Annotated in this window: 26 protein-coding genes; 15 read left to right on the top strand and 11 right to left on the bottom strand. The window is 51.7% G+C overall.

The annotated features are described in order from the left end of the window. Position 1: 1 nt before the first annotated feature. The 6 genes from AB2U09_RS07520 (at position 2) to AB2U09_RS07545 (ending at position 5,512) form a co-directional block, all read left to right on the top strand. Positions 2–229 (top strand): hypothetical protein, encoded by a 228-nt coding sequence (locus tag AB2U09_RS07520; protein ID WP_459192089.1) that lies wholly within the window; start codon positions 2–4, stop codon positions 227–229. Then, on the top strand, positions 226–2,061 hold the full coding sequence (locus AB2U09_RS07525) for an Env/VP5 family phage fusion protein (protein WP_459192090.1): 1,836 nt from the start codon (positions 226–228) through the stop codon (positions 2,059–2,061). The genes AB2U09_RS07520 and AB2U09_RS07525 overlap by 4 nt, the downstream gene beginning before the upstream one ends. A gap of 8 nt (positions 2,062–2,069) precedes the next feature. Next, positions 2,070–2,984: a DUF8063 family protein gene (locus AB2U09_RS07530; RefSeq protein WP_459192091.1), complete on the top strand. Its 915-nt coding sequence runs from the start codon at positions 2,070–2,072 to the stop codon at positions 2,982–2,984. A gap of 1 nt (position 2,985) precedes the next feature. Further along, positions 2,986–3,798 (top strand): hypothetical protein, encoded by an 813-nt coding sequence (locus tag AB2U09_RS07535; RefSeq protein ID WP_459192092.1) that lies wholly within the window; start codon positions 2,986–2,988, stop codon positions 3,796–3,798. Next, a complete protein-coding gene (locus tag AB2U09_RS07540) occupies positions 3,791–4,957 on the top strand; it encodes a hypothetical protein (RefSeq protein ID WP_459192093.1) in 1,167 nt (388 codons plus the stop codon). The genes AB2U09_RS07535 and AB2U09_RS07540 overlap by 8 nt, the downstream gene beginning before the upstream one ends. Positions 4,958–5,122: 165 nt before the next feature. After that, positions 5,123–5,512, top strand: coding sequence for a PD-(D/E)XK family putative nuclease (locus AB2U09_RS07545; RefSeq protein WP_459192094.1), 390 nt, complete (start codon positions 5,123–5,125; stop codon positions 5,510–5,512). A 20-nt stretch (positions 5,513–5,532) separates the two neighbouring features. Here AB2U09_RS07545 and AB2U09_RS07550 read toward each other — a convergent pair whose 3' ends face one another. The 7 genes from AB2U09_RS07550 to AB2U09_RS07580 all read right to left on the bottom strand — a co-directional run bounded on the left by AB2U09_RS07550 (position 5,533) and on the right by AB2U09_RS07580 (position 10,435). Next, the gene (locus AB2U09_RS07550) at positions 5,533–6,177 is read right to left on the bottom strand and encodes a hypothetical protein (protein WP_459192095.1); all 645 of its coding nucleotides are present in this window, start codon (positions 6,175–6,177) and stop codon (positions 5,533–5,535) included. Between the two features lie 8 nt (positions 6,178–6,185). Continuing rightward, on the bottom strand, positions 6,186–7,004 hold the full coding sequence (locus tag AB2U09_RS07555; protein ID WP_459192096.1) for a hypothetical protein: 819 nt from the start codon (positions 7,002–7,004) through the stop codon (positions 6,186–6,188). Positions 7,005–7,370: 366 nt separating this feature from the next. Further along, complete coding sequence (locus tag AB2U09_RS07560; RefSeq protein WP_459192097.1) at positions 7,371–8,996, bottom strand: DUF7845 domain-containing protein; 1,626 nt, start codon at positions 8,994–8,996, stop codon at positions 7,371–7,373. A gap of 5 nt (positions 8,997–9,001) precedes the next feature. Next, on the bottom strand, positions 9,002–9,145 hold the full coding sequence (locus AB2U09_RS07565) for a hypothetical protein (protein ID WP_459192098.1): 144 nt from the start codon (positions 9,143–9,145) through the stop codon (positions 9,002–9,004). Then, positions 9,142–10,011: a deazapurine DNA modification protein DpdA family protein gene (locus AB2U09_RS07570; RefSeq protein ID WP_459192099.1), complete on the bottom strand. Its 870-nt coding sequence runs from the start codon at positions 10,009–10,011 to the stop codon at positions 9,142–9,144. The genes AB2U09_RS07565 and AB2U09_RS07570 overlap by 4 nt, the downstream gene beginning before the upstream one ends. Beyond that, positions 10,008–10,208: a sigma factor-like helix-turn-helix DNA-binding protein gene (locus AB2U09_RS07575; RefSeq protein WP_459192100.1), complete on the bottom strand. Its 201-nt coding sequence runs from the start codon at positions 10,206–10,208 to the stop codon at positions 10,008–10,010. Before AB2U09_RS07575 ends, AB2U09_RS07570 begins: the two co-directional genes overlap by 4 nt. Beyond that, a complete protein-coding gene (locus tag AB2U09_RS07580; RefSeq protein ID WP_459192101.1) occupies positions 10,205–10,435 on the bottom strand; it encodes a hypothetical protein in 231 nt (76 codons plus the stop codon). Before AB2U09_RS07580 ends, AB2U09_RS07575 begins: the two co-directional genes overlap by 4 nt. 269 nt (positions 10,436–10,704) lie before the next feature. On the opposite strand from AB2U09_RS07580, the gene AB2U09_RS07585 reads away from it, so the two are divergent. Together AB2U09_RS07585 and AB2U09_RS07590 are read left to right on the top strand one after the other, a co-directional pair. Continuing rightward, positions 10,705–11,748 carry a tyrosine-type recombinase/integrase gene (locus AB2U09_RS07585; RefSeq protein WP_459192102.1) on the top strand — a complete coding sequence of 348 codons (1,044 nt, stop codon included), beginning with the start codon at positions 10,705–10,707 and terminating at the stop codon, positions 11,746–11,748. Positions 11,749–12,149: 401 nt separating this feature from the next. Beyond that, positions 12,150–12,839, top strand: coding sequence for a hypothetical protein (locus AB2U09_RS07590; protein WP_459192103.1), 690 nt, complete (start codon positions 12,150–12,152; stop codon positions 12,837–12,839). 287 nt (positions 12,840–13,126) lie between these two features. On the opposite strand, the gene AB2U09_RS07595 is transcribed toward AB2U09_RS07590, so the two are convergent. Then, complete coding sequence (locus AB2U09_RS07595; protein WP_459192104.1) at positions 13,127–13,501, bottom strand: hypothetical protein; 375 nt, start codon at positions 13,499–13,501, stop codon at positions 13,127–13,129. Positions 13,502–14,789: 1,288 nt separating this feature from the next. On the opposite strand from AB2U09_RS07595, the gene AB2U09_RS07600 reads away from it, so the two are divergent. Beyond that, on the top strand, positions 14,790–16,205 hold the full coding sequence (locus AB2U09_RS07600; RefSeq protein WP_459192105.1) for a hypothetical protein: 1,416 nt from the start codon (positions 14,790–14,792) through the stop codon (positions 16,203–16,205). A 120-nt stretch (positions 16,206–16,325) separates the two neighbouring features. Then, on the top strand, positions 16,326–17,036 hold the full coding sequence (locus tag AB2U09_RS07605; protein WP_459192106.1) for a hypothetical protein: 711 nt from the start codon (positions 16,326–16,328) through the stop codon (positions 17,034–17,036). A 6-nt stretch (positions 17,037–17,042) separates the two neighbouring features. On the opposite strand, the gene AB2U09_RS07610 is transcribed toward AB2U09_RS07605, so the two are convergent. Continuing rightward, a complete protein-coding gene (locus tag AB2U09_RS07610) occupies positions 17,043–17,606 on the bottom strand; it encodes a hypothetical protein (protein ID WP_459192107.1) in 564 nt (187 codons plus the stop codon). 388 nt (positions 17,607–17,994) lie between these two features. On the opposite strand from AB2U09_RS07610, the gene AB2U09_RS07615 reads away from it, so the two are divergent. Next, a complete protein-coding gene (locus AB2U09_RS07615) occupies positions 17,995–18,444 on the top strand; it encodes a hypothetical protein (RefSeq protein WP_459192108.1) in 450 nt (149 codons plus the stop codon). A gap of 284 nt (positions 18,445–18,728) precedes the next feature. Further along, positions 18,729–20,246 (top strand): restriction endonuclease, encoded by a 1,518-nt coding sequence (locus AB2U09_RS07620; protein ID WP_459192109.1) that lies wholly within the window; start codon positions 18,729–18,731, stop codon positions 20,244–20,246. Here the strand turns inward: AB2U09_RS07620 and AB2U09_RS07625 are convergent. Further along, positions 20,243–21,298 (bottom strand): DNA-methyltransferase, encoded by a 1,056-nt coding sequence (locus AB2U09_RS07625; protein ID WP_459192110.1) that lies wholly within the window; start codon positions 21,296–21,298, stop codon positions 20,243–20,245. The two genes, AB2U09_RS07620 and AB2U09_RS07625, sit on opposite strands and share 4 nt — an antisense overlap. 502 nt (positions 21,299–21,800) lie before the next feature. Between AB2U09_RS07625 and AB2U09_RS07630 the strand changes: the two genes are divergently transcribed. Next, a complete protein-coding gene (locus tag AB2U09_RS07630; RefSeq protein ID WP_459192111.1) occupies positions 21,801–23,546 on the top strand; it encodes a DUF262 domain-containing protein in 1,746 nt (581 codons plus the stop codon). A 307-nt stretch (positions 23,547–23,853) separates the two neighbouring features. Here AB2U09_RS07630 and AB2U09_RS23250 read toward each other — a convergent pair whose 3' ends face one another. After that, positions 23,854–24,084: a DUF8139 family protein gene (locus AB2U09_RS23250; protein WP_510172076.1), complete on the bottom strand. Its 231-nt coding sequence runs from the start codon at positions 24,082–24,084 to the stop codon at positions 23,854–23,856. 269 nt (positions 24,085–24,353) lie between these two features. On the opposite strand from AB2U09_RS23250, the gene AB2U09_RS07635 reads away from it, so the two are divergent. Both AB2U09_RS07635 and AB2U09_RS07640 read left to right on the top strand, forming a co-directional pair. Beyond that, entirely contained in the window at positions 24,354–24,695 is a 342-nt protein-coding gene (locus AB2U09_RS07635; protein ID WP_459192112.1) for a hypothetical protein, read from the top strand. Next, a complete protein-coding gene (locus tag AB2U09_RS07640; protein WP_459192113.1) occupies positions 24,692–24,964 on the top strand; it encodes a hypothetical protein in 273 nt (90 codons plus the stop codon). The genes AB2U09_RS07635 and AB2U09_RS07640 overlap by 4 nt, the downstream gene beginning before the upstream one ends. The last annotated feature ends 332 nt before the right edge of the window (positions 24,965–25,296 follow it).

Below are 25,296 nucleotides of genomic sequence, written 5' to 3' on the forward strand. Positions count from 1 at the left end.
GATGGAGCGAACCTTGGGCTATGGGCTCGTCGGGACGATCGGCGTCTCCGGGAGTACCATCGCCTCCGCTATCGTCGGTGACCCGTTCCCCGTCGTCGTCCCCGCCGTGGTCGCGTTCGCGGTCATCGCGCTACACCATCTGCGCCAGCGACAGGCCGACGCCGACGACGTCGAGCAGCCCGACGAGGACGACGACCCGCTCGGGATGCACAGCGAGGGCCGCGCATGATGGGTGGCCGCTCGCGCATCGCGCCGGCCGCGCTCATCGCGCTGCTGCTCGTCTCCTCGGTGGCTGCACCGTTCGCGACCGGGCTCGCAGCGGCCGGGAACGTCTCGAAGACCGTCGACGCATCGAGCGCGGAGTACGTCGCGATGGACGTTTCGGACGTGACTGGCGAGTTTACCGTTCGAATCACCGTCGACCCCGCTCCCGGAGGCGGCGAGCGGCTAGTCCACGAGGACACCTACAACGCGGCGAACCTCGGGACAGACACACCCGCTTATCGGAACTCGAAGGCCTATGACAACGTGACCGTCGAGATCTCGGGAAGCGGCGTCCCGTCGAACGTCACCATCGGCACGGGCGAGGCGTTCCAGCGCGCCGACTGGCGCAACAAGGACGTTCTCACGTCGTCCGGCGGGGACCGCGATTACAGCTGTGGTCATCTCGAACGACTGTCGCAGGCGGCGAACCCTGCGATTGAGATCACCGACTGTAACGCGCTCCCCGGTTCGACCGACGTGGGCAACACGACGAAACTCGACGCGAACGAGGCGAAAATCGAGATTTACCAGTCTGCACAGAACGCGAAAGCGTCGTTCGAGACGGTCGATTCGGTCGTCTCGAACCGTCTCGAAGACAGTGCAACTGTCGCATCAATCAAGGGACGGAACGCCTTCATCAAGGCCCGCAACAACGGAGAGTCGAAGGCGGCCGCGAAGACGGCTGCAAAGGCCGCTGTCGATGATTTCTACTCCACCATGCAACTCAACGTGCGGAGTGCATGGGTCACGCAGGTCAACAACTACCAGTATCTCGATAATCTGGCCGACTCGACTGACGGTGTGTCCGGAGATTTCGTCAGCCAGCCAAACCCCGGATCTACCTCTACCAGCGGCACATGGGGCTCAGAAGTCAGGGGCTACGGGTCCGGCACTGTCGCGTTAGCGAATGAATCGACGGTGAGTATCCCGACTGTCAACATCAAGAGTGGTGAGTACGGCGGCGACATCAGCGAGGGCGCGGACGGGAGCGCGTCGGTCGGCATCACCCACGGCGTGTACATGCCGAATGATGACCAGTACCGTGTTGAAACGCTGAATGTCCAGAGCTACGACGGTGACGCCCCTGATTTGGAAGCGATCAACTTCACTGTCTACGCCTCGATGTGGTCGGCTATCGACCAACAGTCGACCAACGTGAAAGCGGAGATGGGGACGATCGTCGACAACACGTGGTCCGAGCTCGAGGCCGGCGAAATCAACGAGAGCGACCTCGTTGATCCGTACGTGCTGAGTCAGGAGCGCAGCCCCGGCGACGACTTCCAGGGACACGCCGCCGCGACGCTCGCATCTCTCGGCGTCAACAGTCCCGAAGCGCTGGACACGACCGGCCACGTGAACCTCACCCTCGAAGACGGAAGTGAGCTTCAAGGCGTTCTCTATAGCGAAGAGAACCCTGAGAGCGGACAGTTCCAGTCGGGGACGACCTACAATCCGGATAACCTCGCTGGCTCACAATGGCTCGTCACCGAAGACAGCCTGAGAGAGGTGAAATCGAACTTCACGCTCGGCAACGTCACGACGACGGACGGCCAGCAGCGGACCAACTACTCCATCGAGGAGAAACAGTATGAAACGGCGAACGTCCAAGAGTTGCGGTCTCTGTACCAAGACCTGCAAAAAGAACGTGCGGAGATCGAAGCCCGCGAGCAGAACGTCGGTGGTGGCGTCGGCGGCGGCGGCGGACTGCTCGGCGGCGGGAATAGCACGCTCGCGCTCGTCGCCGTAGCGGGTGCGGCAGCGCTCATCCTCGTCAGCCAGAACGGCAACAGGAGGTAACCCGCGAAATGAGATTTTTTGTGCTCTCAGCGCTGGTAGTGCTCGCTCTCGCGACCGGCGCAGTCGCCGCGAGCCCACAGCCCACGGCCCACAACGGTACCGCGACGCCGAACGAAACCGCGACAGTCGCGCCGACGATCTCCGCGACGACCACGCCGACGGCCTCGACGTCGACGCCCACCAAGAGGAGCTCGTCGACGCCGGCGCCGACCCCCACGGCGACGCCGACCGCGACCGGGACGCCCCGGCCGACCGCCGACGACGTCCTCGACGACGTCGACCCGCAGAACGCGACCGTCGACGACGTCCGGACCGTCGCCGAGTGGGTCCGCTCCGAGGGTGCCGAACGCGGCGGCAAGCAGACCGAGCGGGCGCGCGATTGGCTCGCGAACGCGACCGACGACGGGAACATCTCGCTCCCGAACGTCTCGCTCGGCCCGAACGGGACCGTGACACCGACGCCAGAGCCGACCGAACCACCGGCGCCCGACTCCGATGGGAACGCGACTCGCGTCGACGGCGCGACGGAGATCGTCGCCAGCGAGTTCGTCGAGAGCGAGGGCGTCGCCCGCGTCACCGTCCGGTCGGAAATCACGCAGAACATCGTGTTCTCTGACGGCGGATTCCTCGCGAATGGCGGCGGGAAGGGCACCTCTCGCGTCGAGTCGTTCGGTGCCGGCGAGACCTCCACGGTGGAGATTCCGGTCACGAAGGTCAACGGTCGCGCGGCAGTCGTCCTCTCGACGGAGAACACGGCCCTCTACGGCGAGATAGTCAAAGAGGGCGGCGGCGGCCTCGACGTTATCCGCGAACTGTCCGGCCTTCAGGGCGTGATCATCGGCGTCGTCGTCGCGTTCGTCTGGATGGTCATCGCCGGATGGAACGAGCTACGCGGCGAGCGCGGGCGTCCGGAGGTGGCCTGAGATGGCTGACGGACCGGCGCCGACGTTCGACTCGCGCGCGGACCACATCGTCTACCTCATCGGCGAGTTCAAATACCTCGTCACAGGCATGGTACTGGGCGCTATCGGCCTGTTCGCCTACTACCAGCCCGAGATTCCAACGCCGCCGACGTGGGTCGGCGCCGCGCTCATCGCGTGGCTCGTCCTCGGCATCCCGTGCTACCTCGGTGGCGTCGCGATCGCTCGTTGGCTCCGCCGGCGCAACTGGGTCGAAGTCCATCACGTCAACGCCCGCGGGACGAGCGAGAAAGACGTCGAGAAACACTACGTCCCGCCGCAGACGTGGCGCGAGAAAACAGTCGATGGGCCGGACCCGTACCCCATCAACGGCGGCAGCGCGTGGGCCGTCCAAGAATACGAGTATCTCGACGACATCGACGAATTGCGGGTCAAGGGCGTCTGGCTGTCGGGGTTAGAGGATACGCAACTGTTCACCGCGAAGTCGATGATGGTCGATATGCACGGGTGGATGCTCGACCAGATTGAGAAGCTCGCAAACACTCGCGCGACGTGGTCCCGCGGCGTCACCCAGTACGAGCAGCAGACGGTCAACGACTTCGCCGAAGCCCGCGAGCGCGGCGTCACGCTGGAGCAGACCGCCGCTCGCGACGTCTTCGAGGACATGACCGGCGACGAAGACATCCCCAGTCTCGACGCCGATGAGATGCCGAGCATCGACGACTATGCCGGCGCCGGCTCGAAGACAGAGGACGGACTGGACGAGAGAATCGAGAAGGCGAAAAACGACAGACAGCGGATGAACGCCGATGACTGACGACAACGACGTCTATACGCCCGCACAGTACCGCGAGCACGTCGATGGGCATGGGCACAAAGACCCGGTCGCCGACCCCCACACCGGCCACGTCCGCGACCCGCAGCTCTCCCGCTACCTCTCGATTATTCGGATGCATTACGACCCGACCGCAGCCGACCGGCCGGGAGAGATGCCCGGCCAAGCGCAGGACCTCCAGGAACACCGGGACATCGTCAGCATCGAGGCGACCGACGCCGGCCGAAAGGCCCTTCAGAACGGCGATATGCAGACGCTCAAACATCAGACCGGCGACCAGGGCCAGCAGGCCGACATCTCCGGCATCAAGGCCATCGGGAAAATCGACGATCTCGTCTCCGGCCCGGCGCCAGTCATCATCGTCTTGGGCGAGATGGGCGCCGGAAAGACCAACTTCGCTGGACTGCTCGCGCAGCGCCGCGACTCGCTCGTCGACGGCAACCATCTCGTCGCGACGAACATCGCGACTCTCCGCGAGAAAGACCCGTGGATCGACGACTACGGAGAAGCGCGAGACGGCTTCATTCCCAACTATCCGACACTAAAAGAGTGGGTCGAGCACGAGGGCGACCCGCTCAAGAACGAACAGTCCCCGAAGACGTTCATCGGCGACGAGTTTAGCGTCTCCGCCGGCGGGCAGGGCGAACAGGGCTTCGAGGTAGCACAGAAAATGGCGCCGTTAGTCTATCTCATCCGCAAATACGGCGGGGCGCTCATCTACATCGCTCACGGCGAAAAATCGATTCACCCGCTGCTGTGGCGTGTCGGGACCATCGTCAAGAAAGTCTCGAAGAAGAAAGCCATCGTGGCGGATAGCATCAAAGGCGGCCAACTCGCGGATATCCAGTACGAGATCGAGGGCGTCCCGCCGACCGACTGGCGGTACAACGACGACGAAGCGAGCGAGTGGAGTTGGGACCGACCGGGCAGTGACGAAGATGCCGGGATGGACGAAGACAGGGTCAAAACCGTCTCGATGTGGACCATCCGCGAGTGTATGGAAAACCGGGATATGAGCGCTCGCGAAACCGCCCAATTCGTACCGTACAGCCACACTACCTGCTCAAACTGGTTCGACGATTACCAGAAAGGCGGCGAGAAGGCAGAATGGGTTTCACAGGTAGAGGAGGTAATCGCATGACTGCAGCCGAATGTAAACCTGTAAAGCGCAACCGTCCCCCCTATAGTAGTGGCCCACAGCCGGCTCTCGTCCCTGCGGGAGCGAGAGCAACCGATGGGCCGGGCGCGGGGTGGGGGCGGCCCGGTGCATATATAAGACGCGCGACGAGCGCGGGGAGCGCGTGAGATGCCGAGCCATCGAGCGAACCACTATGGGACAATCTGTGAGAAAAAGGCTGTTGATCGCTATGGGTTGGAACTTGACCGTAGCAGCTGGCATGACGCCAGACGATCAGACGGAACTCCGGTTGAAATTAAATCCACTATGAGGACGCATGCAGACGGCCAACCAGGAAACTTCAAATTATATGAGAGGTATCACAGACAACTTCGGAAAGCCAACGGCTGGTATGTATTCGTTGTTTATCGATCTCGGGGCCAAGGCATCACTGTGCTGAAAATGAAGATGCGACATTCGTCGCGGCTTCCACTACTCACATGGCATGGTGGAGGAGGTCATAGAAACACAAAGCAAGCTAAACTAGATATCTGCAAAACATTTTCTTCAACGGGTTAATAATCTAATGATTGGAATACTCAATCAGTTTCTGGTTCATCGATCTCAAGAGCCTCCACGACATCTTGATCTATGTCATCAAAACTCAAATCTGTTTCAACTCTACTGTCCCCATTGAGTGAAATACTATATATAGTACGTTCAGTTTTTGAATCAATAAATTTCACTTGGTAGGTTGCATCACCAATCTCCTGTGGTTCTCCCCCGAATCTTAACACAAATGGGACTTTCTTTAGATCTCCGTCACAATGGATTACTTCATTGTTGAATGAGACTGGATCAGGCAACTCCCATGCAGCGATAGTAAAAGGACCATCATGTTGGATCTCCACTGAAAAACTGTCTAACCAATGGGGTATGTTTAAATATACATCAAACTCTGCATACCCATCTGGTATTGGGTAGCTCCTCATATAGTGATTCTTAGCGGATGAAGAAGGATCTGTTTGCAAGCAGACCATCCCTATCCCACTAAGATAATAATTCGCAGCAAGAAAGGCAGAAAAAATCACAATACCGAAGATTATCAGAACGATCTGAGAGATTCCCTTTATTGAAGTAACCACGGAACCTGTAATAATCCCTAAAGAAGTTATAAATGAGAGAGCTCCCCACTCTGGGCTTCTTAACCAAGTGATTACTGTTGATCGCGATAGGCCCGCCATTGGGATAGTTATGCTCGTCCCTCTTTTGATTGGTTAATTTCCACCAACCTCTTCAAGAAGGCCAACATCACAAAAAGTTTCTCTCCTTTTCCTATATTTCTGTCTGGATGGTCCAAAGATCGAATATGTATTCGGTCCTCAGATATGTCTGACAATATATTATATGCGTAGAACTCAAAGTATCCCATTAAATACGATATCTTCCCATGTTCTGATATATATCTGTCGTATTCGTTTGATTTATCTCTACCAAAAATCCGGACTTCGGAAACATCTTCAGCCCCCTTTATTGCCAGACTACGCGTTTCCTTCAAATCTAGTTGCATCGCATATTTCACAGGGAAATTTTCTAATCTCCGGAATATTCCTGGAGTAAGATTTACTGTCGTTAACCGTAGTTCTTCTAACAACTTATTCTCTAACCTACTCTTTGCCGAGTGTACTTCTTCCATTGAGCCGCGAAAAAGGACGATCTGATCTAAAAAATATATCTCTACTACACTCAAATTTCTCTTACGTACAGTACGTAACTCATCATCAACGTATGCATCCATCTCCTGGTACTCCTCTCGCTGGTATTTAGTACGAATGACTTGGTCGATCTCAGACTGAGGCAAATCAACAACAATATTGTCGTGTTTGATGGATTCAAAATCTGTAAACCCTTCACCTGGATCAGATGGAGAACCATTTTCGAAATGAGTCAATTGTTCGATAATCCAGTGTAAGAATGCATCCTCCCCGATTTCTTCAACTCCCTCCCCAAATTCTGCAATCGCAGGAACAAATGTGTCTTGTTTTACCGAGTTCCCACTCTCGAAGCTCATTAACTCATCCTGCACATACTGAGAGTATAGTAGTTGGGATTAATCGAGGTACCTGTCCTATCATCATACGTGTCTCTGTATTGCTCTATTTATTTCAGAGAACTCTCTGTCAACGGTGGATTTCAGTACTGTGGTATAGAAGATTGCGCGCGGTGTATTTTGGGTCAGTGGCCTTAGCCACACCCCTAAGCCGGAACCAAACCACCCGGGTTGGGTTCTGTTGCGGCGGCGACGCCCAGCTGGCGCTCGCGATATCCATCGAGTACAACCGAGGTTGCGGATTCACAGCTGTGGAGCGCAAATTCAGTTGGGTAGTACCCGAAAAACAAGTGTGAACGACAGTGATGCCTCTACTCGGGCGGGCTGCTACCCGGTGTTCAGGAACCGCCAGGCGTCGCTGATCGAGCCGTCACCGAACCGGACTCGCGCCTCGCGGTATCGTTGCTCGGGCATCCCCGCGTCCTTCCAGACGCGGAACCCCTCGCGGATGGACTCGCCCACGTTGCTCGCGACCGTTCCCTCGAACCGAAGCGTCATCCGAGCCTCGCGGGCGTCATCGACGTCGACACCGTGGCGGGCGGCCCACGCGATGAACGCGCTCATCGTCTCGTTCAGCCCACGCTCGGCCGCTTCCATCGCCTTCGCCGTCGCGTCCACTGCACGTTCGAGACTGTCGCGCGCCTCGTCGACGGCGGCGTGAACCATCTCGGCGACGTACTCCGAGCGCAACGACACCGACGCATACTCGCGTTCGACGAGATCGTCCATCTCCCGGAGCGCCCGCCGGACGGATTCGACGTGCCGGCCGTGAGCGTCCGCGATGTCCGCCGGGGCCACCTGCCCGCCGTCGGTTACCAACGTCTCCATCGCTTCCCACTGCACCGGCGAGAGGCCGTCTGCGAGGTGGCGCACGACCACGCTCTCCTGGGACTGCTCGACCCGCGTTAGGTCAAGCCCGATGGGGTCCGGCCCGCTCTCGTCGACGGCGGGCTCGAAGTACGCATCCGCGACGAATGGCCCATGCCCATCGTTCGGCGCAACGTCCAGTCCGGCGTCGGCCAGCACCGACAGCACGGTCTGGTCAAGCTCTCGCCGCAGCCGGTCGAGATCTCGCCAGCGGACCGTCTCGTCGTTCTCCAGCAGCGACGCTTGGAGCGACGCGCCGACCTTCGGATGAGACAGCGGGTGGTCGTCGGGCATCGACGCCGCTTCGCGGGCGTAGTAGTGTTTCACCTCTTTCGGCAGGGCGTGGTCGGGGAACGCTTCGCGCACCCGGCTGGCGTCGAGCGTCGCTGTGTGGTAGTAGCCGGGTAGGTTCCGGCCACGCTCATCGTCGTCGTTCTGAACGACCTTGCGGTAGCCTGAACGGTCGCTCTCTAAGAGGTGACCCATCGCCGCCAGCGGACCATCGCGAGCGTGTACGGGGCCACTGGCATCCTTGTGAACCCGCGCGTATCGTTCGGCGTCCTGAATGTTCGAGTAGGGGTGGGGGTCCTCGAAGTACCGCGCCGCGATGCCGAGCACGCCGGCTGCGCGGCGGAGAAGCTTCGGGTAGCGCTCGAACGCGATGTTTGACCCCTTCACCCGAACGTTCACACCCTCGCCGAACCCATCGGGGACGGGGATCTCGACGCGCGCCCCGTCGTCTTTCTCGCCTTTCATCCCCGGCCAGCGTGGTGCGACGTGGGCCGTGAAATCCTGCTGTCCGACAGCGTCTTCGGACGGGTGACGGAGAATCCGGATACGGTACTCGCGGATCGTCTCGATGCGGAAGTCCGTCCCCTGCGGCGTCTGACTACCGGGGTGGACGATGTTGCTCTCCTGGTAGGACAGCCGAGCGACCCACCGCTCTCCGTCGGCGTGGAACTCCTCGCGGCGGGACCCGCCGGCCTGCTTGACGGCACTATCCAGCCCGAAGAACGGCGCGAGGCCGTTATCGTTAAACAACAGGTTTGCGTTGAACTCGTGTGGGGCGAGTTCGACTGTTCGCATTTCCCTCACCCCTCGTAACTGGATTCAGCGACGGCGCGCTGGACCCGCGCCTCGCTTTCTGCGACCGATTGCTGACCGCTCCAGTCCCAGCGGATGCGCTCGCCCGCCTCTACGTCGTAGAGGCGAGAGGCAGCGACGAACTCGGTCACGCAAACCCCTCCAGTGAGGACTGGCCGCGATCTCGGTTCTCCCGCGACTGGAACTCGGCGCCACCGACCGCGTTGTCCCAGGCCGCCCGGTGGTCCAGGTAGAGCTTGAAGATGTACTCCCAGCGGGTCCACCCGGCAGGCCGTTGGTAGCGGTAGCAGTACGCCAACGAGTCCGTCGAAGTGATCTCATCGATAATGAACTCGCTGTCGTAACACCGCTTGTCCAGCCCGAACGCGTGCAACTCTACATCGGGGAGTACCTCACGGACGGCGGCGACGATTTCCTCGCAAACTCCGGTGTCGTCACGGCCGCACATCGTGCCGATACCGAGTCGTTCGGTCACCAGCCCGTGGTCACGGAGTTGTTGGGCGTGTCGCCGGTAGTCTGCCGGCTTCCAGCCCTGGACGACGGCCACCGGTTCGGCGGTGATTCCTAGGTCCTCGTGGAGGTTCGCACACTCGATATGCCGGTCGAGCGTCCGCTCTTGCTGTTTCTCGACAGTCCAGTCGTGGAACTCCCGAACGTCGTCCTCGCAGACGTAATCACGCCAGGCGTAGCGGGTGGGCTGTATCTGCCCGATATCGTACAGGTAGGACTCGGTCGACTCGGGATACTCCGCGAGGCCCTGGCCGCCCTTCTCGGGCGGGGCGAACATCGAGTAGGCGCCAGGGTCGATGAACAGGTTGTAGTCTCTCCACCGGGAATCCCGCCCGTTCAGCATGGTCTGGTAGTTGACCATGATCCGCGAGGGTCGCGGCCCTTCCAGCCACCTCTGGGCACGCGCCAGCATCTTCCGCGACGAACCGCTTGCCGCGCCGGCCCAGAACTCTTGGGAGGTAGCCGCCCGGTCTCGGTCGGCGTTCACGCGCTCTCACCTCCGTCGAGACGGCGCCGAGCCCGGCGCAGGAGGTTCCCGACAGTCCCAGGTGACCGACCGGTCTTCCGGGCATACTCGCGCATCCCGTAGCCGTCCTGCTCAACCGCCTCGTACACCTCCCGCTGAGCGTCCGACAGCACCGACAGGTCTTCCTCGTAGTGGAAGAGGGACGACTGGAACGTCACCACCACTCACTCCCGAAACACTCCGGGTTCCCGCACAGGCTGTAGTGGGGGTACGCCGCGACAGGAACGTCCGTGAACTCAGCATCGTCTCGATACTCTGCTTCGACGCACGCCGGCTCGGGCTCGTCGGCGTCGGGGTCCAGCCGGTGCAGGGTGTCGGCGTACTGCGACCGGTTCCGCACGGCCGTCTCGGGGATCTCTTCCCCCTGGTCGACGGCCTGACTCATGCCGCCACCCCTCCCGTCGGAGACGGGGCTTTGCGTCGGGGAATCGCAGGACGGCGGTGGGCCGCAGTTTGTCCCGACCTTGTGTCAGTCTCAGGGGCCGATTCCGAAACGCCAGTATCGGCTAATTCCCGTAATAACAGCGGCGCTACCGGATGAACAGAATTGTATCCGAGTCGGGCGGCAAAGGAATGGGCGCTGCAGGATTTTCCCACCTACAGACTCCGCTCAGCACCACTGAGTGCCAGCCAAGGGGTGCTACCTGTTCGACCATGACACTGGCTGTTAGAACTCCTCCTGATTCCAGGAAAGATACTATGGAATCACTACAACCCAAGCGAGCCGTTGAAATGTACCTTCAGGAGCGTAGTAACGAAGTATCGGAGTGGACGTACTACTCACACCAGAGTAGACTCGGCCACTTTCTGGATTGGTGTGAGCAGAAAGGAGTAGACAACCTGAACGAACTAACAGGGCGGGACATGCATGAATACAAGCTGTGGCGTCGTGAAAGCGGTATCTCGAAGGTTACCGAAAAGACGCAGATGGACACCCTTCGAGTGTTTATTCGCTACTGTGAAAGAATCGAGGCGGTCCAAGAGAACTTGAGTGAAGCTGTCCAGAGTCCAGACCTCGATAAAAATGAGAACGTACGAGACGAGATCTTGGAGGGAGAGCGAGCAATCCGGATATTGGAGCATCTGGAGAAATACGAGTATGCCAGCTTTCGCCACGCTCTCTTTTTGCTCATGTTCAAGTGTGGGATGAGGTTGGGCGGACTCCATTCCCTAGACCTTTCTGACTACGACGAATCGAATATGAGTCTCCACATTAAACACCGACCTGAAACCGAGACTCCGCTGAAGAATAAAGAAGATGGAAGTCGGTTTATCGCTCTCTCAAGCTCTCAGTGTAGGGTTTTATCGGACTATATCGATGAAAACCGGCACGATGTAGAGGATGACTTCGGAAGGAAACCTTTGTTAACTCGTTCTTCAGGACGACCTCACAAGAATACCATCAGGAACTACGTCTACCAGATAACACGCCCGTGCATGATTGGCGACTGCCCGCACGGTCGGGGCGTGGACACCTGCGACGACAATAGCTGGTCAGGAGCGAGTAGCTGTCCCAGCACTGTCTCACCGCACTCTGTTCGGCGTGGCTCAATCACGTATCACCTGTTAGAGGATGTTCCCGATGGAGTGGTGAGTGACCGCATGAATGTGGGACAAGATACTCTCAACAAGCACTACGACAAGCGAAGTCTGGAAGAAAAGATGGAACAGAGGCGAGACCACTTGCAAGGAATTTAGCCGTCATAGGGGCTGGTATACAGCGGTTCACATCAAGGTGCCATAGAACATTTCTCAAGGAAGTTGATTTCAGGACAGGTGAGACCCAATCGCCTGCTCAGTACATTTGCTTATTGATCGACGAGCGTTCTATCAGATTTGAGTGGAGTTCGTAGCATCTTGCTGCATACAGGGTCCGTATCTCGTACGAGGGAATAGTAGCTGTTTCATTGAGAGAGCGGAGGTACCAGTTAGTATCGAGTGAATATTTCTTTCTGTTGCTCGGAAACTGGGTTCACATGGGACCGGTTCGTTAGAGATATCAAAGCCTGCTAGATCTTGGATATCAAGTCCATATGTGACCGGACATGACTATTTACCAATAATTTGATTTATTGTCGTACAAGATTTCAATGTAGTAAGTGTTGGACGATCACACCGCCAACTGGGAATACTCAAAACTCCCAATAGATAGTGATTATCACCTCTCGGTAACTAACGCATTCTTTCTGAAATGGATCGAGAATCTTGGAAACCAATCCAAAGAACTAGCTACAGACATCAAAACAGAGATACAGTCCAGAGATGATTTTAATTGGAAATTTGCCTTTGGGCCAACAGGGATGGACTTATATCAACTTTGTACCTTGACGATCTCCTACTTCGAAATTTGTAGTTATATCATCGTTTCAGATGAACTCAGGTGCTCTCCCCCCTCTGACGATACTAAACGATTGGTTAGGGCAATTTATTCCAGAAAGGGACATGTGCTTGATGACTCGGATGTATACGGTCAGAGACAGCGGAATGCCTACAAGAGATTACAGTCGGATCGAAATCTGAATGCAGGGTTCTATAAATTCGTACTGAGTGAATCTGATATTATTGACAGTAACGAGACAGAAATTCTAAATCGAGTAAACAGCATCCGGGGAGACTTCGTACACAATATCTTCCAAATTTTGGAAATAGAAAATAAAGAAGAAGTTCTTGATTTGGTGGAGGACTGTGAAGTTCTGTTAGAACTCGTAGGTGATCTCCTTCACGAACACGTTGAGTACGACTCCGAGGTTTACGATATCATTGTGAAGGACGACATCAATTTGAGCTAAAAATTGTAACGGTACTGCGTAGTTGAGCACCTCTTCAGCAGGCGTGCAAACATATCTCGGACCAGTGCGAAGCCAACTCTTGGTCAGGAGCTAGTAGCTGTCCTTCTACAGTTATTCCGCATTCGTCCGCCGAGGAGCATTATCTACCACCTGCTCGAAGACGTTCCGAATAATATTGTGAGTGACCGCATGAATGTTGGTACAGAACCGCTCGACCAAACACTACGTTAAACGGAGCTTGGAAGTGAAAATGGAGCAGAGACGAGACCATCTCCAAGGAATATAGGCTACATTTTTTTTAGAACCTCTTCAAACGCAGGAGGGATTGGAAGCTCGTCTTTGTCTTCGGTCTGGATTACTCCTTCCTCAAACTGATGCAGAACGACACGAGTGGCTTGCTTTATATGGCGACAAACGAGATCTTCTCTCAAATCTTCCCCAACATCTGGTTTAGTAAAATCTCCACACCCACATCGAGCATCAACGACAGTCCCTCCGTCCACATACAGTATCGTGAGATAAGTGCCATCAGACCGGAAAAATATAACATCGTCATGTGGCCGGAGAGTCCCCCAGAAATCGAACTGCTCTAACTCTTCTGGGGAAAGGTCTTCCTCAGGAACGAATTCATCGTCAGAACCTGAATTAAATAGTCCTAACATCAGTTTATCCTCCGGACTTCGCTTTCAACTTCAGTCGAAAACTCACTGTAGAAAGTTATGACCGCCTCAGCCGTATGACGACAGAATTGCTCCCTCTCTAGTCCTCTATCGTACACGTCTTCGATGAATTCTGTTTCCGAAGAATCACACTCACATTCGACCTCAGTAACATAGCCAGATCTAGTTCGAAGTACAACAGTGAACACATCGACCTCGAAGATGTGTGTCTGAGTCATTCCCGACCCGCTCCTGGGAAGTCCCAGCGACCACACGACGGACACTTGACCCAATTCTGGACGTTCTGTGGACGGTTATTCCTACAATCTAAGCACAGTTCTGTGTAGCAGTGGTAGCATGAAGCAACAGTCGCTGTACTCTGGCACTTATCACACATCGTAGTAGAAAATACGGCTTGTATTATTGATGAAGCTAATATCATTCTAGCAACACTTTTAGACTGGAAGTTATATTATTTAAATATGCAAGAGAAAACCAATCCAGATAATTGGATTACTTGTCCAAGTTGCAACGAACGAATCTACCTCAGTGAAGAGAACAAGATGGATGCGTATCGCCATGACCAACGTTGTTCCCACTCTATTCTAGACGATTGCCCAGTCACTCAATCTTAGGACAGTGACGACCTTCTCAACCACCTTTCCACTCTATTGAAGAGAGTTCAAGATCGCTTCGCTCCCATCTACTTCATTCGCTCGCTTCGCTCACTCAATAAGGATTGGTGCAACCACCCTCAGAAATATTTTTTTGGAGCTATTCCGATTGTAGTGAGAGGCGCTGTTTATTTGTGTAGATTGGCCCGACCACCTATATCCCGTTATGTTGGACGTTGAGAGGTTTACAAGCCGCTTTTTGAAGAGTGTCCCTAACCTTCCGCAACCCGACCGCACCCTCCTCCGTACCGCCACAGCAACGCATACATACATACATACTATTTCTAGTTAGGTTCATTGCATATTTTAATATGCATATTACGGTATATCTATATGACCGCCAATTTACTAATGGTGGCACAATCTTCGTAATCGGATTGAATGTAATCTGGAGTAGTCCTCTGTTTAGAATCAGCTATTTCAGACGTTTTCCTCATTATTCAGATTTCTACTATTTGCTGCTCCTCATCTCACTCCGATCTTTCTAAAAAATAATTTTCAGAGGTAGTTCTGAATTGGTCAGTCAACATCGTCACTTTCTGTGATTCGTAGATGTTTGTTCTTTCTTTTCCAAAATGGCACAACATATTTATATAAGTATTTATATAGTATATAATATGAGTCAATTAACTGACTTAACTCTCAATCGAGGTAGTACAAAGGATAAGAATGTCAAGATGGACGCTAGCGTGCTTGAGTCTATAGATGCCTGGAAAGATGAGGTGGACAATATGCACGCAAGCAAGCTGGTTGGGGAAGCTCTCTCAGAGATTCTTCTAAACGACCCAATCGCAGAGATGGAGAAGCAGGTCGAGCAAGAACTTGCTGATGAGATTAGTACTGTCCCTGTAGTAAGTTCGAAAGGCCATCTCCCAAATTCTGCTGAGGAGCGAGTATACGATGACCAGTATCTGTCTAGTGGTGAATTCCAGTCCTTAGAAACGCAGGACGACACAGAGTACGATGATGTAGATGCGATTCGTACTAGTTACACAGTTCGTGAAGAGGATGCTGAGGAACTCAGGAAAGTTGTAAACACTCGTCAGCAGTCATACCAAATAAATCGAGCCATCGTCCGGTTGTTGAACATGCCTTTCCGATCCAGACTTCATCGACTCCAGTCTAAACAGCAGCTTCTGAGCCACGTACGTGGGCACGATATAGTTTCGCCTACGGAGTGGATTTACTCACAAATGGAAGCAGATGAAGGTATGTTTGCAGATGTCCTGAGAGGAGCTGAAGCTGAGATAGATGTGAGTGAGATGGAGCCGAAGGAATTTGATAATTTAGACGGTCTCGACCCGTCCAAGCACAACCTCACTCAGGTCAGAAATGGGGAAAAGAAAAAGCATGCTCTGTGGGCTGTGGCTCGTTATAAAGAACTGTCTGACCCTCAGGATATTCGGGATTGTGCTGAGGATGTCTACCCCGGTATGGTCGATGCGACCTATGATTCATATACAGAATACGTTCTCGACAAAATCTATAGTTCGGGCGAAGGCGAGATGGATAACTTCGTTGAGCAAGTTGAGGACGAAATCCGTTCTCGGACGAATCTTAAAAGTGAGACAGGAAATGTTGATGGAGCAAATGCTCTCCAAAACGTCTTAGAACGGGACCGTCCGGGATCTGCCATGGGTATCCTTGCTGAAACCCAGCAAGTCATAGAATGTCTTCATCGGATGGCTGAATATTACAAGACAACTCCAGGCAATACATCTAAGGAACGAAAGCAACTTCGTGACGATATTGCGTTCCTTGCACTGAATCACTTCCACGACGGAGATTGTATGGAAGTTAATGAGATTCCTATTTTCGAGCGTCTTAATGACAATCCTTGGTTTGTAACTCAAATCGCAAAGGAATACAAGAATTTGTTTGAATCCAATGAGAAGTCAGTCGATGGACTACTGATTGAACCGGCTGAAGTGAACCACGAAGAGGCTCAATTGGAGAAAGAGGCTGAGGAAGACTTCGAGGATGAGCTAGCGGAGTATAAAAAAGGAATTGACTCGTCTATCTTGGCCGAATAAAATTAACACTGTATTCCACACCATTTCGTAGCTTTTGTTCAAGAAATCTATTATAATTTTATTCATCTGAAGAATATGCGATTAGATTTATAAATACTCTTCTAAAACATCTTGTTGCTGATGAAGTATGAAATTCAAATAACGGACGAGATCTGGAATCGAGCAGTTCAACGAGCAGCTTCGAGAGAGTTGGGAGAATATGGAGGGAAAGATGTTGGACGGTCTACCACAGAACAAACGAAAGATACAGTAATTGGTTACGTAGCTGAAGAACTTGTTTTTGAACTTCTCTCGGAATTTCCCAAGATTCGTAGAATTGAGATAGTGGATGAAGAAGAAAACACTGAATCAGACATTCGAGTGTATCTTGAAGACGTTGACGAGCCTTTCCTCATTGACGTTAAAGCGAGGAAAATGTGGGAGCAGAAAACACCGTCAGACCCTGATATTCTACATCGAGTAAAGGAAATCAAGCCATTCCTCGGGTCCGATGTTTTCGTACAGGTCCAGTTGTTTCAGGACCAGAATAGCAACATAGAACGGGGCGTCGTCATTGGGTTTGTATCTGCTTCTGACTTCAGGAATGCTGACGAATTTTGGTATGGTTCCGGCTTTAAACTCATCTCGGAATTTTCTGAGCTACGCCCGATGAGAAATCTACTCCAATCCGGTTATGAAGAAATGAGGTACAGAGCTAAGAATGGAAAACGCTGTATGATGGCACAGATGTTGACTTCTGATTTTGCCAATATAGATGTGAGATATATCGATGAACATCATGACCCCTCTCTCTGTGATTGTGATTTAACTGAAGACGAGTACAGAGAATAAAGTGGATTACTCTTCGTCGTACCGTTCCTCTTTGTATTTCTGAAATGAAGGTGGGAGGTCGTCATGCTCCATTATCTCTTCTTCGACTTCCTCCATTTTGTCGAGTACAGCAAATTCGTCGGACAGTAAGTTGTAGCATGCTTCATACCATATTTGGAGCAGTCCAACTGCCTTCAATACGTGACTTTGGTTTTGCTCAAGCTCTCGGATTCGCTCCTGTTGTGCTTGGTTAGCTTGTTCCAACTTCTCGATCCGTTCTTGAAATTCACCAAACTCAGATTGTGAGAGCGTGATTTCATCTACTCCGGTGTCTTCCTTCTCAAGAAGGTCTCGTCCAAATTCTCCTTTCTCGATCTCGGTTCTTCCTTTCTCGGTGAGAACAGCTACCCGCCTTTCTTGGTCGTCGTACTGCTTCTTGACTAGCCCATCATCTACGAGTTTGGGAAACCAATAGTCAATCTGATTTCGGCTATAACCTGTCTCGCTTCGAATCTGGGTGACGTTTGCTACTCCACTATTTACTACGATTGATTGCAGGAATTCTTTCTTTCTTTGCTTATTCACACTCATACTTAAAAATATAAAATATGACACTAAAGGAGTTTCCACCGGGTCCAGTGGGTGCAAGTGGTGCTGGTTTTCAGTGGTAAACCAGTGGATGGAAGTGGGGCTTGGAACTGCTACCGACAATCTTCTTTTGGAAGTACCCGTTCTATTGTGTTTTAGCAGAGCCACAAGTCTACATATGGGTGTTCTTCGTTTGAGCTCAGAACGTGATCTCCAGTAGAGGGCAAAATTCTGATTTCCCGAAACGGCTAACCAGTATTGAGGATTTTCAATGTTCTATCTAATTTTAGCTACATCCTCGACATTATTTCACTTTCACCTTGGTAAATTCCGAGGATTTAATACAAGTGACTATTGAATATTATATGGAAGTTGACTGGTAGGCGCCTTGATGAAGCGGATCAAGGCTGAGAGACCGGATGGCAGAAAACCATGTGGAAATGAAAATATGAGTAGACACATCTCAAGGACTGGAATGTCCATCGAAGAGAGTACAGCAAATCAAATAATCGATGAGCTTGATGAGGAGCGAGTAACCACAATTGAATTCCTGGGTAACAAGTCCAACTGCAACAAAGCAATATCAAGAATTGGCGCACTCAATGATGACTACGCCGTATTGCACTCGACTGTAGAAGGACCTGAGGCCGGTTTGAAACCGGTTTCTGTGATTGCGCCTCCAGAAATTTGTTTCGAAGCCGTTGCTACCTCAATAATTGAAACCGGAGAGACTGCAGGGTTACATAGCGAGGAGGTAACTATCATAATTCAGGATGGGCCACTCGCTGACAATTTCCGACGTGTCATAAAACACGCCCCGTCGGTTAACGTAGAGGGGTAACACCTCAAAGTATCAAATTCACGCACGCACCTGCCTGCCTGCAATTCCGGTAAGTGGTAGAGGGTTGGCAGGTCATAATATTTGATGGAACTGGAATTGGTACTGTCGTATATCTAATTTATGATTTGGAACAAAATTCCTACGCAACTGGGACTGTTCTAGTACTTTCTTTGGGCATAATTCTTAGGTCGAATAAGCTCCTTTGTATATAGCGCCTATTTTCAGGGTATCTCACTAACCACAGCTTTATGTGTTAGGCCTTGAAGAGCTGTTTTATCATCATAATGGCCCGTCACGACACCGATCTCCCATTTGGAGATGCGTTTTCTCCAGCGCAACTCCGCTCGGACGATAACCGGCCAGAGCTTGCTGTCGTTCTGGAGATGGCGAAGGAGTACGAAGGTCAAGAAGACGCATTCGACGAAGCCGTCCGAGAGACATTCTTCCCCGACGATGACGATACGACTCGTGCGAAAAACGTCCGACTAGGAATGAAAGATAGAGGGTACAAAATCACTGATGACGAGTTTTACTTTACTGAACTGGGCGACGAACTCTATGATCTCCGTGACGACCCAGATGCCCTCTATGATCGATTCGCTCAGTACATCTTACGTAACCTCCATGGGCTGAAGGGAATTGAGATCGTCGAGGACCTGGAGGCAGAAGGACGAAAGACAGTCAACGATAACGTCAAAGAGGAATTCAAGAAGCAGTACGACTTCCACATTGATGAAACGAGCAACCATTGGAGTCAGATGCGGGCGTGGATGTCCGAAGCGGGCGTTGTAAATAAAGGAACGCACCGCTACGATATTGACCGCACTCGAATTGAGGAGCTAATCGGGGTCGGTTCGGAGGATATCGTAGATCTTGATGGACACAACGAGCAACAACAGGCATTCCTCCGTGCATTAGCCTTGATTGATCCACCAGGAGAGGTTAAGAGCCGGACAGTCAAACAAATCGCTGAACATGCCTATGGAGTTGACATCAGACAATCTAATATCAGTCGGAGGACGCTTGACCCGTTGGAAGAAGCAGGGTATATCCAATGGGAACACGTCTCAGGGAAGCCAAATTTAATCGAGACAACCGACAAGTTCGACGCAGAGGTTCTGAAGCCCGTTCTTGACGATCTCTCAGAGCGTGTTGGTGTTCCTCGCCATGTCCTCAGGCTTTCGTTCGAAGAAGTAATGGAGGAACTGGATTCGGATTCCACCCACGAAAAAGGTGTTGCACTTGAAACTCTCGCTGTGAAAACAGGGAGGTTGCTGGGGCTCGACTTCGTTGGTTGGAGGGTTCGGGGTCGGAAGACAGGCGGTTCCGAAGTGGACGTAGTGATGGACGAGATCGATACCACGTTCAACCGCTGGCAAATCCAGTGTAAAAACACTAAGAGTCAGTTGGGGTCGAAACAAGTCTCTCGTGAGGTCGGAATTGCCCGAATCATACAGACAAATACTATCCTCATGATCGCCCGAGGAGGCGTCTCGCAGGACGCTAGGCAGTACGCTAATCAAGTAATGCGACACGAGAACCTTGCCATCATGTTTCTCGAAGGCGACGATATCGAGGAGCTTGACGAGAACACCGACCATCTACTCACTGTCTTGAGAGGCGAAGCCCGTAGAATTCACAATATCAAACGACTTGATAGACGAGAAGTGGAACAGGAAGACGAAATGGACCTTATCGACCGAGAAGATGAGGCCTTAGAAGAGTTCCAGGATGAGTTTGATTTCGACCAAGATCAACCGTCACTGGACGACTACACCTCTGATGATGATTCAGAGAATTAGTCGCTGACCGAAGCGAAGTCGCCAAAGTCGGACTGGGAATCGTCTAGACGCTTTCGAATCTCTTCTTCCGTCAGGAACCGGAACTGCGAGGTTTCGAGGTATTTTTGTTCTCTTTCGAACGCCATCCAGTAGCGTCCCTTCTGCTGAGCAATACTACCTGTTAAATTCGATCCGCCGAAGATATCGAGAACCACAGGTTTGTCGAGGTAGCCGTTGTCCCAATCGTCGTAGGGCGGGTTGGGAGTCAGGAAATCGATGAAGAATTCAGGAATCTGGCGAGGGAACCGAGCAGGATGCGATTCAAAGTCGAACTCACGGCACATATTAAGGTAGTGTGTGTTGCTGGCCGTGTTACTGGCTTCGATAAGATTGTCTGGAATCGACCCTTCGTTTTCGTTTGCAAACGCCTCCTCGTCTATGTTGTGCCCTGAACCACGTTCTCCGTCGTTGAATTCGCCCGTCTCGATCAAATCTTTCTGAGAGTCAGAGTATTCCTGAAGGACACGCTGATTATTCGCTTCAGGATGGGGCTGCTCTCCCTCCTCAACAGCTGAGTCTTTGTTGATTTCCGGAGTCAACCACCAAATGTGGGTCATAGCGTCAGTGACCCGAATCTTCCGAACGTTTACCCACTCAATGGGAGATGGAAGTTTGGCAGGATTGTACCAGTAGAAGTCCTGAGCGAGATGCATCTGACCCTCATCTTCATCTACGAGCCGGGTCATTAATTCAAACTGGTAAGTAGAGCGTTCAGGGTATCCTCGTTTGAACGCTCCGCCTATCTCCACGACGAAGCTCCCATGAGGCTGGAGAACCCGACGAACCTCAGGGATAAACTCCATGAACCAATCGTTGTATCCCTCCTGATCCTCGTTTCCGTATTCCTTCTGGTGTTGAAGGGCGAACGGAGGCGAAGTAACGATTAAGTCAATCGAATTATCTGGCAGTTCTTCGAGCAGTTCTCGACTGTCCCCGTGGAATGCCGACCCTCCTTCTGCACTATAGTATGGGTCAGATTCCATAAGTTCCGTAACGGCAGAGTCCTCAGTCATTCTATCACGTGTGGGTGCGCTGGTTGTGAGTTTCATTGGTGGGGGTGTTGATTACTCTGTTGCTCTCTCGGCCCCGGGCTGCTAATCGGCTGACTATATCCATCCTACATCACGTAGTATGGGTACTAAATATTTGCTATCTGAGCTGTTTTTATCGGTCTCGGCCGTGCATTATATTGTATCAGAGGGTGAAATCGAGAATAGTGCCCCGAAGACGGAACGACGAATCGGGACGATATCAGAAAGTCTACTCGGATGATGAGATCCTATCCCTTCTGGAAGGTACTCGACTTTCCACAAGTGAGGTTGCTGAGCAGTTAGAATGTCACCGGACGACGGCTCACGACCGTCTAACTGAACTGAAGGAAGAAGGCAATATCACGTCGAAACAGGTGGGTAATACGCTTATCTGGGAACCTGAAAACGAGAGTTAAGTGGCTGTATTTCTCGGGTATCACTATCTACCCATAAAGACAAGTAAGGGCAAACCACACTGAATTATATGACGGATGAACTGGTCAGTTCTGTCTCAGAATCAAACATCAGCGGAGTCTTAGACCAGAAGGTACTATTTTCAGTTCCAGACTATCAACGGCTGTACTCATGGGGCGAGGACCAGTGGGACGAATTCTGGAGAGATCTCATTGCATTGGATGCGGGAGAGAGTCATTTTCTCGGTTCAATTGTCGTTATAGAACGGGACGGTGGATTCGGGAAATTGGATGAATATGAGTTGGTGGACGGCCAACAGAGGTTAACGACGATTTCTCTGCTTCTGAAAGCTATACAAAATTATTTTGAAAATAACAATGACCCGAATGACATCAGTGGGATGATTCGTTCTGACTACCTCTACGAATCCGATCCAGACAACATAGAACACGTCAAATTGAGTCTGAGCCAGTTCGAGAATAATGACTACAAGAACATCATCGAAGATAATCTCTCCAGTGTTAATGAAGACAGTCAACTACTAACGGCCTACAGATACTTTCAAGACTTCTTAGAGGACCTTGATAGCAACGAGATCAATGATATACGGAAACGGTTAGTCCTGTCAATGAACATGGTAGTAATCCAATGTAGTGGGACTGCATCTGCATTCCGTCTTTTTGAAACGTTGAATGATCGTGGACTAGAACTCTCTGCTGTCGATTTGATGAAAAACTCGCTCCTACAGGTTGCATCGACTAAATTCGGAACTCAACAGTACGAGTCAATCCGTAGCAAGTGGGAAACAGTGCTTGAGAAAGTCGTTTATGAAATCGACAATCCAGACCGATTCTTCAGGCACTACATCATGTCCCGACCTGAACCAGATATCTCAGGAAGTGTCACCTCTCGTCGTCTCTATGAAGAGTTCAACGATATAATCAAGAATAAGCTCCCATCGAATGGAGTTGATCTGATTGACTACGTGGATGGGATGGTAGAAGAAGCCGATCTCTACGTCGGTCTCACCCAGGCGAAGGTGGATGAATTCCAGGGTAGACAACAGCAGAAAATCAATAACCGTCTACAGAATCTAAACGATATCGGGTCATCTCACTCTCGAACACTGCTGCTGAGAGCCTTTGACGAGTTCGATGAGTACGATGACATCTATCAGACCCTAAAGTACATAGAGGTGTTCATGATCCGCTGGAAACTTGCTAACTATCAGAGCGGAACTGGACTTGACAAGATTTTCTCCAATCTTTGTTCTAATGCATTCAGTACTGGTAAACCGCTGCCTCAAGACCCGCTCGATGCAATCAAAGAAAAACTAAGCGAGGAAGCACCGAGCGACGAGGAAGTATATGCTGGTCTCGCTAACGACGACTTCAGCCGAACTGCCCAGACGAAATATATTCTCGATATGATCGAAAGGCACCACTATATGCCAGCAGAAGGCAGTGGTGCGAAATCCTATAACCGGGCCACTGTCGATATCGAACACATTGCTCCCAGAGCGACATTCTCCGCTAAGAAATACAGCCCATGGAGAGATGTACTGGGCGTTGATGAAGACGGGTTCAGCCAATACAAGAACCGGCTAGGAAATCTGACTCTTCTCGAAGATCGTTTAAATGAGACTGCATCAGATAATCCATTCCAGCAGAAAAAGGATCAGTATAAACTCTCAGACTTCGAGATGACCCAAGAGATCCGAGAGAGATACGACATCTGGACTCACAATGAGATAGATGAGCGGTCGAAGGACTTAGCAGAAATCGGAGTCGGTATCTGGGACTTCGAGACGTTTTGACAGTCAAATAAGGTTATTTGAAGAATTGTAGACGGGCAGCTTGTGATGATTGCTGGCTCTGTGGCTGGAGCCTTAGTAATCAGTGTGACTCTTCTGGGCAGGGTTTACGGAGTGTTTCTTGACAGACTGGGAGCGACGGGTGCGATAGTTATATCGACCATGGCCTTGGTTCTCTACGCTCTGATCGTCCTGTCCATCGATATTGGGTAAGAAATACTGAAAGTGGCACTAGTCATCAATGAAACAACCACAATTACGAATTTGGAATGCCTGTCATCGAATTCATCTCATGGGTAGTCGTATGTCGCTATGAATCTGGGACGGGTCGGAGGTCTCTCCATCGAAGAGATTCGATTGTACTGTCATCAATCTCAACGCTAAACAGATACGAGTCACGAGGGTCTTCTGTTACTTGGCCAGCATCATCTTCAAATATGTCCACGATTGTACCGTGTCTTCGATGAAGTCGATCATGATCGGGATCGTCCTTATCCGGAATATCGATTCGAACCCGATCTCCGACTTTAAATCGCTTCATTGGTTGGTTTTATTATTGCTCTACCCATTTAGTTTCGACTCGTCTTGCTCAAAGATGAATCGACCAGATTAATCGACGTTCGAAATAGACTTCGCCACCGTTCTACTCAAACAACAGAACGAGTTTATGAGCACTTCCAGCGACGGTAGAATTTTACAGTATTCATTTTTCGCTTTTTAAGGAAAGATGTAATTGTATGCTATCTACAGTCATTTCTGAAAATAACGGCAGAAAGTACATCAATCAATCGCCTATTTGTCCAGTCGTCGATGTTCGATACAACAGGTGGAGAAGAAGAAACGCATCAGGAAGTGAAAGAATTCATTCGAGAACTCAAGAACGACGCTATTCCCTGGGTTCTTGGACCAACTAAATTCGAGAACTGGGAACAAGTACTCCGAACAAAAGATTATGCGAGTTTCCAACACGATTCTACAATCTGGGTACTCTTCCTGACCTTCGAGTCACACAGATACGTGGTAGAAGTACGAGAGATTCCACCTGAAGAGACTTCTCCGAGGACGGTCTTCGAGGGAGAGTACCAGTCACAGACTGACATTGAACAGAAAGTTCGAGACGTTATGAACGAAATGGAGGCGAAGCTAGAATGAGTGAAAAGATAGCTTCACTCTTCGACTTCTCGGTGAAAATTGCGGATGTAAACCGAGAGATGAGCGAGGTGTGTAGGATCGCCGTAGAATCGTATCATCGTGGAAGTGGAAAATTCATAGAGGAATATAGATACCCACTGTACAGAGCAGCTATAGATGCGTACGAAATGGGGTACAACGACCACGCCGATGATATCTATTCAATCGTAATGGAAGAGACAAGTCTCGACCCAGAACTCCCGCACCCTCGAAATCTGAAATCCTATTGAATCATGACTGAACCACTGAAACCCGACCCAGTACAAGTTGCAAATACGGAACGACAACGACATGCGCTCGCTAAAGCTGAAACTCTCTTAGAAAGCAGTGAGCTAGCACACGAGCGAGAGATAGCACTGTGTTGCCACGAAGTCTATCTTGAAGTTGTGGCACGTAATGGACTGACCGGCATGCTCCAGAAATACAGAGAGGATATATACAAAGCCTCTATTCTTCTTGCAGAGGATGGAGAGAGAATCTACGCTCACTGTTTGTACAAGCTCGTCACGAATCACACAGACCTAACTAGTGATGGTCTCCCACACCCGATCAATTTCGTAGA

It is taken from the genome of Halosimplex yunnanense (genome assembly GCF_054504345.1).